Annotated in this window: 17 protein-coding genes and 1 pseudogene; 13 read left to right on the top strand and 5 right to left on the bottom strand. The window is 56.0% G+C overall.

Annotated elements, in window-relative coordinates; translation table 11 throughout:
• Nucleotides 1–50: 50 nt before the first annotated feature.
• The 4 genes from SV253_04785 to SV253_04770 all read left to right on the top strand — a co-directional run bounded on the left by SV253_04785 (nt 51) and on the right by SV253_04770 (nt 2,293).
• Complete coding sequence (locus SV253_04785; GenBank protein ID MDY6775378.1) at nt 51–242, top strand: hypothetical protein; 192 nt, start codon at nt 51–53, stop codon at nt 240–242.
• The gene (locus SV253_04780) at nt 235–528 is read left to right on the top strand and encodes a type II toxin-antitoxin system RelE/ParE family toxin (GenBank protein ID MDY6775377.1); all 294 of its coding nucleotides are present in this window, start codon (nt 235–237) and stop codon (nt 526–528) included. The genes SV253_04785 and SV253_04780 overlap by 8 nt, the downstream gene beginning before the upstream one ends.
• A 63-nt stretch (nt 529–591) precedes the next feature.
• Nucleotides 592–987, top strand: coding sequence for a thioesterase family protein (locus SV253_04775; GenBank protein ID MDY6775376.1), 396 nt, complete (start codon nt 592–594; stop codon nt 985–987).
• Nucleotides 988–1,066: 79 nt separating this feature from the next.
• A complete protein-coding gene (locus tag SV253_04770; GenBank protein MDY6775375.1) occupies nt 1,067–2,293 on the top strand; it encodes an FAD-dependent oxidoreductase in 1,227 nt (408 codons plus the stop codon).
• 2 nt (nt 2,294–2,295) lie between these two features.
• On the opposite strand, the gene SV253_04765 is transcribed toward SV253_04770, so the two are convergent.
• Nucleotides 2,296–3,180: a hypothetical protein gene (locus tag SV253_04765; GenBank protein MDY6775374.1), complete on the bottom strand. Its 885-nt coding sequence runs from the start codon at nt 3,178–3,180 to the stop codon at nt 2,296–2,298.
• 1 nt (nt 3,181) lies between these two features.
• A complete protein-coding gene (locus SV253_04760; GenBank protein MDY6775373.1) occupies nt 3,182–3,538 on the bottom strand; it encodes a hypothetical protein in 357 nt (118 codons plus the stop codon).
• 150 nt (nt 3,539–3,688) lie between these two features.
• Here SV253_04760 and rpe point away from each other — a divergent pair, with 150 nt between their 5' ends.
• From rpe to katG, 8 genes are all read left to right on the top strand, one after another.
• A complete protein-coding gene (gene rpe / locus SV253_04755; protein MDY6775372.1) occupies nt 3,689–4,330 on the top strand; it encodes a ribulose-phosphate 3-epimerase in 642 nt (213 codons plus the stop codon).
• On the top strand, nt 4,327–5,181 hold the full coding sequence (locus SV253_04750) for a transketolase (protein ID MDY6775371.1): 855 nt from the start codon (nt 4,327–4,329) through the stop codon (nt 5,179–5,181). The genes rpe and SV253_04750 overlap by 4 nt, the downstream gene beginning before the upstream one ends.
• A 3-nt stretch (nt 5,182–5,184) precedes the next feature.
• Nucleotides 5,185–6,129, top strand: coding sequence for a transketolase family protein (locus SV253_04745; protein ID MDY6775370.1), 945 nt, complete (start codon nt 5,185–5,187; stop codon nt 6,127–6,129).
• A gap of 29 nt (nt 6,130–6,158) precedes the next feature.
• Nucleotides 6,159–6,815: a fructose-6-phosphate aldolase gene (gene fsa / locus SV253_04740; GenBank protein MDY6775369.1), complete on the top strand. Its 657-nt coding sequence runs from the start codon at nt 6,159–6,161 to the stop codon at nt 6,813–6,815.
• A gap of 45 nt (nt 6,816–6,860) precedes the next feature.
• Nucleotides 6,861–7,040 (top strand): HVO_2753 family zinc finger protein, encoded by a 180-nt coding sequence (locus SV253_04735; protein ID MDY6775368.1) that lies wholly within the window; start codon nt 6,861–6,863, stop codon nt 7,038–7,040.
• A 4-nt stretch (nt 7,041–7,044) separates the two neighbouring features.
• Nucleotides 7,045–7,311, top strand: coding sequence for an elongation factor 1-beta (locus SV253_04730; protein ID MDY6775367.1), 267 nt, complete (start codon nt 7,045–7,047; stop codon nt 7,309–7,311).
• A gap of 45 nt (nt 7,312–7,356) precedes the next feature.
• A complete protein-coding gene (locus SV253_04725) occupies nt 7,357–7,734 on the top strand; it encodes a hypothetical protein (GenBank protein MDY6775366.1) in 378 nt (125 codons plus the stop codon).
• Between the two features lie 110 nt (nt 7,735–7,844).
• Nucleotides 7,845–9,998, top strand: a complete 2,154-nt coding sequence (gene katG, locus SV253_04720) for a catalase/peroxidase HPI (GenBank protein ID MDY6775365.1) — start codon at nt 7,845–7,847, stop codon at nt 9,996–9,998.
• On the opposite strand, the gene SV253_04715 is transcribed toward katG, so the two are convergent.
• From SV253_04715 to SV253_04705, 3 genes are all read right to left on the bottom strand, one after another.
• Nucleotides 9,995–11,491 carry a PAS domain S-box protein gene (locus SV253_04715; protein MDY6775364.1) on the bottom strand — a complete coding sequence of 499 codons (1,497 nt, stop codon included), beginning with the start codon at nt 11,489–11,491 and terminating at the stop codon, nt 9,995–9,997. The genes katG and SV253_04715 overlap by 4 nt on opposite strands.
• A 28-nt stretch (nt 11,492–11,519) precedes the next feature.
• Nucleotides 11,520–12,104, bottom strand: coding sequence for a response regulator (locus SV253_04710; GenBank protein ID MDY6775363.1), 585 nt, complete (start codon nt 12,102–12,104; stop codon nt 11,520–11,522).
• A gap of 62 nt (nt 12,105–12,166) precedes the next feature.
• Nucleotides 12,167–12,820: a hypothetical protein gene (locus SV253_04705; protein ID MDY6775362.1), complete on the bottom strand. Its 654-nt coding sequence runs from the start codon at nt 12,818–12,820 to the stop codon at nt 12,167–12,169.
• Between the two features lie 101 nt (nt 12,821–12,921).
• Between SV253_04705 and SV253_04700 the strand changes: the two are divergent.
• A pseudogene (locus tag SV253_04700) lies at nt 12,922–13,341 on the top strand (M48 family metalloprotease).
• The last annotated feature ends 192 nt before the right edge of the window (nt 13,342–13,533 follow it).

Raw genomic sequence — 13,533 nt, 5'->3', positions numbered from 1 at the left:
GGTTCTCAACGCAACTGTTAAGCATGTTAGTCCTGTACGTACTGACAGAGATGTCGGCTGATAAGCGGATTCCGGTGACTGAGGAAACACGCAAGGAGCTTCACGAACTCAAGGAGCCGGGGGAGACATACGATGATCTTCTGAAGTCGCTTGCCAGAGAGCGCCGACGGAAGGAGCTTGCCGAGCGTTTCGAGGAGATGGACGCGTCCCGTGAGGAGTTTGTTGGGCTTGACGATGTCTGACGACTATACAGTACTCCTCCACCCGGACGTTGAGGAGGTTCTCGAAGCTGTCGACGAGAAAACTGAACGGATAATACGTGAGAACCTCGGATATCTCGCCGATGACCCTTATCCGGGGGCTGGACTGGGTGATAAAGAACGTCTTCCTATCGACGGTGATGACCGCTACCGGATGCATATTGGTCGTACCTGGACGGCGTTCTACGATATATACGAAGACAACAGCGAGGTGGGTGTCCTCGAAATACTCCAAATAGACGAAGCACACGACCGGTACGGTTTCTAACTATATCTTATACGGTGGACACTCTCCGAAGTAGATAAGTCGTGTCTCGCCAAAGCCGACTACATGGAACACACGTTTTCGACACGAGTGAGATGGAGACACACCGACGCCTCGGGACAGATACATTTCGCGAGCGTCTTCAGGTACTTCGAGGACGCAGAGATGGAGCTTCTGAGAGAGGCGGGCTGGTCGCTCGACCGACTCCATGACGAGGGCTATGACATACCCAGAGCCAACGCCGAGGCTAACTACAACGACGCCTTAGGATACGACGATGAGATCGAGGTCGTGGCTCGGGTCGAAGAGACAGGAGAGACTTCTTTCACTGTCGGATTCGAGGTCTACAAGAACGGTGACGACGATCCTGCGGTAGAGGGCGAGATCACTCCCGTAGTCGTCGAGGAAGGAGACTGGACACCCACTGAGCCGCCCGAGGGATTCTTCGAGTCGATAGACTGACAGCCTGTGGTAAGTCACACTGGCACACAGGAACATACCAATTAATATATATATATGAAGGTACTTCCGAACAATACGAATGTCTGAATACGTAATTATCGGAGACGGAATCGCGGGATCGACCGCGGCAGAGACGCTTAGGGAGGAGTCTGACTCCGCAGAGATCACGGTTATTACCGACGAGCCCGAGCCGCTCTACAACCGTATAAACATAAAGGAGTACGCCAAGGGCAAGATGCCCGAGGAAGAGATCAGGATGCACGACGAGGAGTGGTACGACGAGAACGACATCGACCTGATGCTCAACACACGTGTCAACAGGATAGACAACGACAACAGCCAGGTCATACTCCACAACGAGGAGACAGTCGAGTACGACAAGCTCCTCGTCGCAGCGGGAGGTAAGCCGTGGAACCTTCCCGTACCACACGGAGACGCCGACGGAATACACAACTTCTGGACCTTCGTCGACTCGCGCAGAATAAGGAGAGACGCCGAGGAAGCCGACTCGGGCGTCATAGTCGGAGCGGGTCTCCTCGGTATAGACTTCGCGTACGCGATGGGGGAGAATGACGTCGACGCGAAGTATCTCATGAGAGGAGACAGATGGTGGAGGTACGGCATCGACAAGGACGGCGCTGAGATAATCCACGACGAGCTAAGATCGATAGGAGTCGAGCCCGTCTTCCAGGAGGGCGTCGAGAGGTTCGGAGTCGACCGCATGGGAAGCGTCGAGGAGTGTGTCGGAACCTCGGGAGAGGTCTACGACTGTGACATAGCCGGCGTCTGTATAGGACTCGACCTCAACACCGATCTCATGGAGGGAACCGAGGTCGAGACAAACGACGGCATAGTCGTCGACGAGACACTCCAGACGAAGGACGAGGACATCTACGCCGCGGGAGACATAGCCGAATTCTACGATCCGATTACACAGGAGTACAAGACGAACGGTTCCTGGGACTCAGCGATGGCACAGGGCGAGCGCGCCGCGAAGAACATGCTCAACCCCGACGACGCCGAGGCATTCGAGTTCGTCTCAACCTACTCGGTCGCCCATTTCTCGATGCCGTTCATATCGCTCGGAAGCCCGCCGATGGCTGACACCTACGAGTCGAGGAGGTACGGCGAGAAGGAGTACAGAAGACTGTGCTACAAGGACGGACGTCTCATCGGTGCGATACTCATAGGAAACGTACGTCCCGTCGGAAAGCTCACGAAGATAATAGAGGACAAGATGGACATCGAGGGACACGAGCACGAGCTCCTCGAAGAGGAGGTTGACCTTGCCTCGATAATGGCTTAAGCCTAAGCGAGTTCGGGATACTCCGACTCTACTCTTTCCCCGAACTCACCGGGCTCTATAACTCCGATCTCAGTGACTATCCCTTCTAAGACGTCGTTAGGCACTAACTCGAAGGCGTAGTTGACGACATCGACCCCGTCGGGTGCCTCCTCCCAGACTTCGTCGGGGTCACGTCTCTCAAGACGTCTCTCGACTTCTTCCTCGACATCGGGGAGGTATTTCCACGAGTCGGCGAGTACGTAGACAGGAACGTCGAGCGAGTCGGCTACGTTTGCGAAGACACGGCTTCCTATCTTGTTTATGACGTTGCCTCTCGATCCGACAGCGTCGGCACCTATCAACATCACGTCGGCTGGGTCTTCTCCGACGCCTTCGAGTGCGAGACGCGCCCCCGAGTCGACGTAGAGACTCGTCGGAATACTGCTGTTCGACAGCTCTCTGGCTGTCTCTCTTCCCTGGTATAGGGGACGTGTCTCTGTCGCACGTACCTCGAAGTCGGTGTCTCGGTATGTCTGCTTCAGAACACGTGTGACTGTAGACGAGTGACAGTGTGTGTAGACCACCTCGGAGTCCTCGAGAATCCCTCTTCCGTTAGCGTTAGCGTTAGCGTTAGATACTATCTCGTCACGCGACTCGTCTATGTGTCCGAGTATGGCGTCGTAGCTCTCCTGTCGACCGAGAGCCATGTCGAGCGAGTTGAACAGAAGTGGCTCAGTCGGACGTGCTTCCCGGAGTCTCTCGGCTACGTCCTCGACTTCGTCGCGGCTCCTTCCTGTTTCCTCCATACGTCGCAGAAGACGGATTCCCTCTCTTGCGACTGAGGTCGCTCCCTGTATCTCGACCTCGCGTATCTTTCTTATCACCTCGTCGGGATCTTCTCCGTTCATATCAGGGATACTTCTTCTGCATCTTCCAGACCTTCCAGTCTATCGACGGGTCTTCGTCGTCCTTCACCATCTTAGTAACTGTCTCGAACTCTATCTTCTTCTCGGGGTAATGCGCGACGCCTTCGAGTTCGAGTAGGTCGATCTCTCCCGCGGTGTCGATGTGAGGATTCTCTATGTCGCTCCAGTAGTCGGTCGGAACCTCCATACGTACCTTGTCGGGTTCACCGGGAAGCTGGGATAGAAGGAAGTCCTGTATTCCGTGGCGTGAGACCCAGTTTCTCTCATCGCATATGTCCTCGAACTTGTGTAGCTGATCCTTGTCCTCGGACGCCCACCAAATGAACTTGCTCGGCTGCATACCCGGTGTACGACGAGAAGACAGATCAAACTGGTGGTGGTAGACAGGAGTGGTAGACACTGATGGTGTATTGGTGTTGGTCAGAGCTTGACATACACCCCTCAAAACGGTTGTTTAAAGTGGTGCTGAGACGGATTAGTAACTACCTATATGGTCAAGATAGCACCATCGTTACTCTCAGCAGACTTCTCACATCTCGCCGATGAGGTCGAGAAAGTCGAGGAAGCCGACATGTTACACCTCGACGTCATGGACGGTCATTTCGTTCCCAACATCACGTTCGGTCCCCTCGTTCTCGACTCGCTCGACCCGGTCACAGATCTGTCTTTCGACACCCATCTGATGATAGAAAATCCCGACGACTACATATCAGAGTTCGCCGACGCGGGTGCCGATACTCTCACAGTCCATGAGGAAACGTGTGTCCATCTCCACAGAACTGTACAGAGGATACACGACGAAGGCATGGACGCGGGTGTGGCGATAAACCCCGCGACTCCTGCGACCGTCTTAGACGAAGTTCTGAGCGACCTCGACCGCGTTCTCGTGATGTCGGTCAACCCCGGCTTCGGAGGACAGGAGTTCCTCCCGGGTGTACTCGACAAGGTCGAGGAGATAGACTCGAAGTCGGACGTCGAGATAGAGATCGACGGCGGAGTGGGAGTCGGGAACGCACGCGACTGCGTCGAGGCTGGTGTCGACGTACTCGTGTCCGGCTCTTCTATATTCGGCTCTGACAGCCCGGCAGAAGCCATGAGAGACATAAGAAACGCAGCCGAGGAGAAACAATGACACAGAAAGAGAAAACAGCTTACGAGAACTACGAAGAGCGAGCTAGACAGACACGTAAGGAGATACTCAAGATGACGAACGCAGCGGGGTCGGGACATCCCGGAGGGTCGCTCTCGGCGACCGAGATGCTGATCTGGCTCTACAACGAGGAGCTAGATGTCGATCCCGAAAATCCCGACGCAGGCGACAGGGACAGGCTAATCTACAGCAAGGGACACGCCTGCCCAGCCTACTACTCCGTCCTCGCGAGACAGGGCTTCTTCTCCGACGACGAGCTAATGAAGTTCCGCGGCTTCGACGAGCTACTCCAGGGGCACTCTAGCATGAAGATACCCGGTGTCGACTTCTCGTCGGGGTCGCTCGGACAGGGTCTGTCGTTCGCCAACGGTATCGCGCTCGCGGGCAAGCTCGACGGTGCTGACTACCACGTCTACGCGATGCTCGGAGACGGAGAAGTACAGGAAGGTGCCGTCTGGGAGGCGGCTATGACCGCGGGAGACAAGTCGATAGACAACCTCACCGTAGTCGTCGACAACAACGGAGTACAGAACGACCGTCCCGTCGAGGAGTCGAAGACGATAGAGCCTCTCGACGACAAGTTCGAGTCGTTCGGCTGGTACGTCACCGACTGTGACGGACACGACTTCGACTCGATACGTGAGGCGTTCGAGGATATAGACGAGAACCGCGACGACGAGCCCGCCGTGGTAATCTCCCACTCGACGAAGGGCAAGGGAATCTCGTTCATGGAGGAGGAGCTCTCGGGATTCCACGGAAAGGCACCGAACGACGAACAGCTCAGGAAAGGACTCAGGGAACTCGGATTCGAGGAAGAAGCGGAGGAGATATAGATGATGTCGAAACCACCTTCTGAACACGACGAACTGCCGACGAGGAACGGATACGGATACGGTCTCGTAGAGCTTGGAAGAGAGAGAGAAGATGTCGTAGCTCTCGACGCCGACCTCGCGGGATCGACACGAGGCGCGTGGTTCAAGGACGAGAACCCCGACCGTTGGTTCAACATGGGTATCGCAGAACAGGACATGATGGTGACCGCCGCGGGAATGGCATCGACAGGAAAGACCGCGTTCGCGAGCACATTCGCTATATTCACCGAGAGGGGCTTCGAACAGGTCAGGAACCAGATAGCGAGGAACGACCTCAACGTGACCGTCGCGGGAAGCCACGCGGGTCTCATCACGGGACAGGACGGAGAGAGTGCCCAGGCGATAGAGGACGTCTCGATATACAGGACTCTCCCCAACATGAAGGTCATCTCGCCCGGCGACGCAGTCGAGGCTGAGAAGTACGTCGAGAAGATCGCAGACGACGACAGTCCGGTCTACTTCCGTCTGATACGTGAGGACGTTCCGGTAGTATTCGACGACGACCACGACCCCGAGATAGGCGAGGGTACCGTGATGAGAGACGGAGACGACGTGACCGTAATCGCACACGGAGCCATGCTCCACGAGGCGATAGAGGCGGGAGAGAAGCTCGCCGACGAGGGTATAGACGCTCGTGTCATCAACATGCCGTCGATAAAGCCCCTCGACGACGATCTGGTGGTAGAAGCCGCCGAGGAGACGCAAGGCATAGTCACCGCCGAGGATCACTCTGTGATAGGAGGACTCGGAAGCGCGGTCGCCGAGACTGTCACAGAGAGATGTCCCGTTCCTATCAGACGTGTCGGAGTCGACGACACCTTCGGGGAGTCGGGTCTTCCCGACGAACTCTACGAGGCGTACGGTCTCACGGCAGAAGACATAGTCGAGTCGGCAAAGGAGTTACTTTAAGTAAGACAGCCAAACAGGTACGATACATAATGAAGTTCTTCATAGACTCAGCAGACGTAGAAGAGGTACGTGAGGCACACGAACTCGGATTCGTAGATGGTGTGACGACGAACCCGTCTCTCGTCTCCGACACGGGACGGGAGTACGACGAGATAATAAGCGAACTCGACAACTTCGTCGAGGGTCCCATAAGCGTCGAGGTCATCGCGACCGACGCCGAGGGGATGATAGAAGAGGCGCGCGAGTACGACACGTGGGGGGACAACATCGCAGTCAAGCTCCCGATGACACGTGAAGGAATGAAGGCACTCAAGACACTCACCGCAGAGGGCATAGACACCAACGTCACACTAGTCTTCTCGCCCAACCAGGCTCTCCTCGCCGCGAAGAACGGCGCGACATTTGTCTCGCCCTTCGTCGGCAGGATAGACGACATAGGACACGACGGAATGGGTCTGATAGACGAGATATCCCAGATCTACGGCTCATACGACTTCGAGACTCAGATACTCGTAGCAAGCATAAGACATCCCAAACACGTCAAGGAGTCGGCTAAGATGGGCGCAGACGTCGCTACACTTCCGCCTAGTGTGCTCGACGGCATGTTCGAGCATCCCAAGACCGACGAGGGACTCGAAGCCTTCCTCGACGACTGGGGAGACCGCGAGAGTCCCGCGATGAAGTAAAGTCAGGTATAAAACCTTATCAACTGAGCCGACGAATCTCCTTCTATGAGCCAAGCAGAACAGGATCAGCGCAAGAGCTGTGTCTCGTGTGGCATCACTATAGTCGGCACGGGATACGCTCAGTTCAACTGTCCCGAATGCGGACACGAGATCTACCGTTGTTCGAACTGCAGAAAACAGGGTAACAAGTACAAGTGCCCCGACTGCGGATTCGTAGGACCGTGATAATATGGCTAAGGTAGCTGCTCAGATCAAGGTTATGCCAACGAGTCCCGACGTCGACCTCGACAGTCTCAGAGAGAGACTCGAAGGGACTCTTCCCGAGAACGCCAAGATAAGCAACGTCGACACCGAGGACGTCGCATTCGGTCTTACCGCACTCATAGTGACCGTCGTCGTCCCCGACGAGGCGGGAGGTACTGAGGCGGTCGAGGAAGCTTTCGGAGACGTCGACGACGTCGAGAGTGTGAGTGTCGAAGACGTCGGAAGGCTTTAGATTAACTTAATCAAAGCCACGTCTCCGTCTCCCACGCACAGTCCGATGAACACTAGCAAAGTAATGGGTACGGTTCTTCTCTTACTCGGGGTTCTCTTAGCCGGCGTAGTTCCGAGCATCTCGTCACCCGTATATATCGCAGCCGGATTCGTCGGAGTCGTCTCACTCTTCTACATGGGGATAGGTCTGAGATCACGCGGCTTCACCGAGTCGGGAGTCCTTAGAAGCGCCGACGAGGGACAGAAGAAAGACGCAATGTCCACAACCGCCTTATACGTCTCGGGACTCGCGGCAGTCGGAAGCCTGATAGGATTCGTCGGAGCGACTGCGAGCGGTGGAGAGATCGTCGTAAAGGCTGTCTTCGGAGTCGTCTTTGTCTACAGCCTGTCTACGACAGTCTGGCTAAGGACGAAGACGGACTGACCTTCTCAGCCCCAGTCTCACGCGAACCGACAGCCGTGACCCCGCCAAAAAACCGGTAAATTATGCGGATTTCCGGTGGTTTGATGTGGGTTCCGGTAATTATTACGTATATGAGGAAGTCACCTCAAGACTGGTGGCCTGACCAGCTAGACCTGAGTATTCTCGACAAGAACGCACGTGACGTCAGTCCGTACGATGAAGACTTCGACTACGCTGAGGAGTTCGAGTCAGTCGACCTCGACGCCGTGAAGGAAGACATCAAGGAAGTAATGACTGACTCGAAGGACTGGTGGCCCGCTGACTACGGACATTACGGTCCTCTCTTCATCCGTATGGCGTGGCACAGCGCCGGCACCTACCGTACCGTAGACGGTCGCGGAGGAGCGTCTGGAGGACGTCAACGTCTCCCGCCTCTCGACAGCTGGCCCGACAACGTCAACCTCGACAAGGCGCGACGGCTTCTCTCGCCCGTCAAGCACAAGTACGGACGCAAGCTCTCATGGGCTGACCTAATAGTCCTAGCGGGGAACGTCGCCTTAGAGTCGATGGGGTTCGAGACATTCGGATTCGCGGGAGGACGTGAGGACGACTTCGAGCCCGACGAGGCGGTCGACTGGGGTCCCGAGGACGAGTGGGAGGTCACCTCCGAGGACCGTTTCGACGAGGAAGGCGAGCTCCGTAACCCTCTCGGAAACACCGTGATGGGTCTCATCTACGTCAATCCCGAAGGACCCAACGGAGAGCCCGACCTCGAAGGCTCGGCGAAGAACATCCGTCAGGCGTTCGACCGTATGGCGATGAACGACGAGGAGACTGTCGCACTCATAGCGGGAGGACACACATTCGGAAAGGTTCACGGAGCCGAAGACCCCGACGACTACGTCGGACCTGAGCCCGCCGCAGCCCCAATCGAGCAGCAGGGACTCGGCTGGGAGAACGAGTACGGCGAGGGCAAGGGAGGAGATACAATCAGCAGCGGAATAGAGGGTCCGTGGACGAGCGCGCCGACTCAGTGGGACATGGGTTATATCGCCAACCTCCTCGACTACGACTGGGAGCCTCACAAAGGACCCGGTGGCGCGTGGCAGTGGAGACCCGTCGACGACCGTGCACACGACACCGTCCCCGACGCCCACGATCCCTCGTCGGAGGTCGATCCGATGATGCTCACGACAGACATCGCACTCAAGAAAGACGACGACTACCGCGAGATTCTTGAGCGTTTCGAGGAGAACCCCGACGAGTTCCAGGAAGCCTTCGCTAAGGCGTGGTACAAGCTGATCCACCGTGACATGGGACCCCCCGAGAGGTTCCTCGGTCCCGAGGTTCCCGACGAGGAGATGATCTGGCAGGATCCGATCCCGGATGCCGACTACGACCTTATCAGCGACGGGGAGATCGACGACCTCAAGGACGAGATACTCGACTCCGACCTGTCTGTCTCCGAGTTAGTCAAGACCGCCTGGGCGTCGGCTTCGACCTACCGTGAAAGTGACAAACGTGGAGGCGCGAACGGCGCGCGTATACGTCTCGAACCTCAGAAGGGCTGGGAGGTCAACGAGCCCGAGAAGCTCGAAGACGTACTCGGGACTCTCGAAGAGATACAGGACGAGTTCAACTCGTCGTCTTCCGACGGAAAGAAGGTGTCGCTAGCTGACCTGATCGTTCTGGGCGGAAACGCGGCTGTCGAAAAGGCGGCTGAGAGAGCCGGCTACGACGTAGAGGTGCCGTTCGAGCCCGGGAGGACAGATGCGAAGCAGGAACAGACGGATGTCGAGTCCTTCGAGGCTCTCAAGCCCGATGCCGACGGCTTCCGTAACTACGTCGGCGACGGGGCAGACAGAAGCCCTGAGGACATACTCGTCGACAGGTCGGAGCTTCTCAGCCTGACAGTCCCCGAGATGACGGTTCTCGTCGGCGGAATGCGAGCCCTCGGCGCGAACTACGACGACTCGGATCTGGGAGTCTTCACAGAAGAGCCCGAGACGCTCACAAACGACTTCTTCGTGAATCTCCTCGACAACGGAGTCGAGTGGGAGGAGTCGGGCGAGTCCGGGAACATGACCGTCTACGAGGGACGTGACAGAGACACCGGAGAGGTCGAATGGAAGGGTTCACGTGTCGACCTGGTCTTCGGGTCCAACTCGCGTCTCCGAGCCGTCGCCGACGTCTATGCCTCCCATGACGGGGAGGAGAAGTTCGTCGAGGACTTCGTCGACGCATGGAGTAAAGTTATGAAGCTCGACCGGTTCGACCTGTCTTAAAGTAGTCCGAGACGGAGTCTGACAGTACTTCCCCGAGACTCCCTCTCGTCGAAGTCGAGTGATCCGCCGCTCTGATCGATTATCTCTTTGACGAGCCAGAGTCCGAGACCGCTTCCGTGGTAGAGTGGCTCGATAGACTCATTGTCTGTCAGAACCTTCCTCTCCATCTCGGGGATTCCCGAACCGTTGTCCCTGACCTCGACAACAGCCTCTTCCTCGTCGAGTGTTAGCTCTACGTCGACCTTAGGTGTCGACCGGTCGGAGTGGGACAACGAGTTGTCGATTAGCTCCTCAAGAGCGGTTCCTATCTCGGGTATGGCTCTGACAGAAATCTCGGACTCGGCGACCGACACGGATATGTCGGCGTCGGGGTACTTCTCACGGAACTTCTCGACTTTCGACTCGATCATTGCCGCGATGTCAACCTCGCCTACCGACGAAGGATCGGCGAGAAGCTTCGTGATCTCACGCTGCTTGTCGGCAGTCCTGAGAAGCTGTTGAGTCTCGTCTATGATCGTTTCTGAATGGGATCTGATATCTACGGAGTTCCTATCTTCTCCTCTTCCGACACTATCCCTGATTAGCTCGGCGTGTCCCTTGACGACGTTGAGGTCGTTACGTAGGTTATGGCGGAGGACACGATCCATGACCGAAAGCTGTCTGTTCTTTTTCTCTATCTCGTGCTCGTACTCCTTACGCTCTGAGACATCATTCTGGATGGCGACGTATCCGGTTATCTCTCCGTCCTGAGTGATCGGGGCTATCGTCTGGTGAGCGATGTATATGTCTCCCGACTTCCGCTGATCGTATATCTCCTCGCTCCATATCTTCCCCGACTCCACAGTCTCCCATAGCTCCTCGTAGTAGTCGTCATCCATCCTTCCCGACTTGAGAATACGAGGCGTCTTACCGATAGCCTCCTCAGTGGTGTAGCCTGTTATACGTTCGAACGCCGGATTGACGTACTCTATCACGCCGTCTGCATCGGTGATATAGACGGCATGTCCCGTCTCCTCGATGGCTCGTTCGAACCGCTTTCTGACTTTCTCCTGTCTCCTCTTCTCGGTAATATCGTGTATGATCGAGAAGAGAAGCTCGTCGCCCTCTAACTCGATCGGGGACGAATGTACCTCGACGGTACGGATCTCACCGTCAGCGAGCTCGTGCTCAAAGATGAAGTGATTGCGGTCTTGTCTCTCCGCCTTCTTACGTTCCTCCTCGACCTGTTCCGGGGAGAGAATATTTATCTCCTGTATTCCCATCGACGTGAGTTCGTCGTCTGAGTAGCCGTAGAACTCGACCGCCGCCTGGTTCGCCTCCTGGATACTACCCGTATCGGGTTCGATCAGAAGCATGGGAGCACTGTGGCGCTCAAACATAGCACGGAACTGCCTCTCACGTCTCCGAAGCTCGGACTCCATCTGTTTGCGTTCGGTGATGTCGCGCCAGACTACTACTGACCCGATCCTCGAACCGTCTTCTTTCACTTCCATAGGGACTACGCGTGCCTCCGCGGGTAACTTAGGGGGAACAGGTGCCGAGTCGGGATGTCGTGTTAGCGAACGCGATCTGACCGGTGGCATCGACCGCGACGATAGGCTCTTTGAGGCTCTGGGAGACTGTCTCCACGTCAACGTCAACATCCACATCTACGTCCCCATCCAGATCGATACGCCGAGACAAGGCGTCATGCTCGCCTACCCCGTCTTCCTTTTTGGCGTGGTAATCCTCAACTGCACCGAGTATCCTGCGGGCTAGTGCCTCGTGATCCGGATCACCGTCGGCGTGTCTGTCTTTCGTAAGGTAGTCAGTGACATCTGCTGAAATAGCCTTGCTAGCGATCTCCTCCGAGCCACTGTCAGTGTACAGAATGAAGGGAAGATCGGGAAACCTATCGCGCACGGATTCGAGTAGCTTGACACCATCTCCTCCGGGTACTCCGTAGCCGCTGACCACGCAGTCGTAGTCGTAGTCAACCGAGACTATCCGTTCGAGACAGTCTGTATAGCACGACGCGGTTTCGACGTCGAACCCGCTGTGGCTCTGTTCCAGGGAGTCGGCGACTTCGTCGTCGTCGACAACCAGGATCCGGGTCGGGCTGTCCATCTCTCTTCTAAACCTTCTTGGCTCCGATATATAACTCCCACGATGATATCCAAGACCGAATCCTACCGAAAGCCGGGGTCTCGAAGATGATCCTGCTTCGTGCTCGACTGAGAGATAGTAATACTTCGTATGCCGTAGCTGTTTTTGAGGTACTCAACCCCTTTAAAACCCAGGCTCACCACAGTCTGAACACTGCGGTTGAACTCCGAGAGACAGAATCTCTCTGAGTAAGGGAAGATCTTTCTATCGATGTTGAACCCGTGAATCTGCTGAGAGTCATCAGGCACGAAAGAAATCGCTGATTCGGGGGTCGAGAGCATCTGTATCATCTTCTGTCGAACCTGAGCCACCTCCTCCTGGCTCTCCTGAGAAAGCTGTTGGTATAGTTCCTGTTTCGCATTCTGGAGGTCTTGGTCGGTCAGATCGACGTTTATGTTTACCTCTTGGTCTTCACTCGCCTCAGGTACCTCCGCTCTCTGGAGCTTCTGGGCTACGGCGTAGTCACCGTATATCTGGTAAGAGTACCTCAGTATAAAGTACTCCCAGTCCTGAGTCCCGATTATCCGGTACTTGTGACCTCCGTGGTCACATTCGTAGCCATGGAGAGGCGACCCGTCAGCCTCTCCCTCAACCTCTCCTGTTACCTCGTCGCCTATACGTTCGACGTAGTTAGACAGCTCTCGGAGCTTCGTGTCGAACTCTCTCTGAGAAGGCATTACAGTCGGTTTCACCCGTGGGGACACGAGTCTTTTGGTTAGCTGAGAGTGACAACAGTACCCACACCACTCATTTATGCGTGACGTAACAAGCCTCAGATATGCGACATCTTGGACTCAAGATTCGGATGCTAATAGCCGGATCAGTCCTTTTTGCACTGTATGCTGTTGCAGCCGCTGTGGCGATGGCTGTCTTTGGAGTCTCGCTCCCATTAGTTCTCGTGGGAAGCATAGGACTGGTCGGTTTTCAGTACAAGGTTGGTAAGTGGGCGGCTCTCAGAAGCGTAGGAGCCGAGGATCTCGCCGAGAACCGAGCCCCCGAGATACACAGACGTGTCGAGTCGCTGTCCAACGACATGGGAATAGAGAAGCCGCGTCTGATGGTGGCTAAGATGGGGGTGCCGAACGCCTTCGCGGTCGGACGCAAGGGAGCCGGAACTGTCGTCGTGTCACAGGAACTCCTCAACAGGCTTAACTCCGACGAGGTGGAGGGAGTCCTCGCTCACGAGCTCGCACATATACTTGACATCCTCCCCGCCCTGAAGGGCGAGGATTCCCGACCGCCGTTGGGATATTGTGGTTTACGACACTACCTGTTCTTGTGGGCGTAGTCTGCCCGTTGATTTATCGAACAGGCGCACCGATGGCTGTGTCGTTCGAAAATCTCCGATTTTCGTGATGACGAGAGACTACGTCTCTCGAACCACCAAACA

Origin of the sequence: Candidatus Afararchaeum irisae, assembly GCA_034190545.1 — an archaeon.
Lineage (GTDB): Archaea > Halobacteriota > Halobacteria > Halobacteriales > Afararchaeaceae > Afararchaeum > Afararchaeum irisae.
Note: the sequence above shows the minus strand (reverse complement) of the source record. Positions and strands in the feature narration are given on the sequence as shown.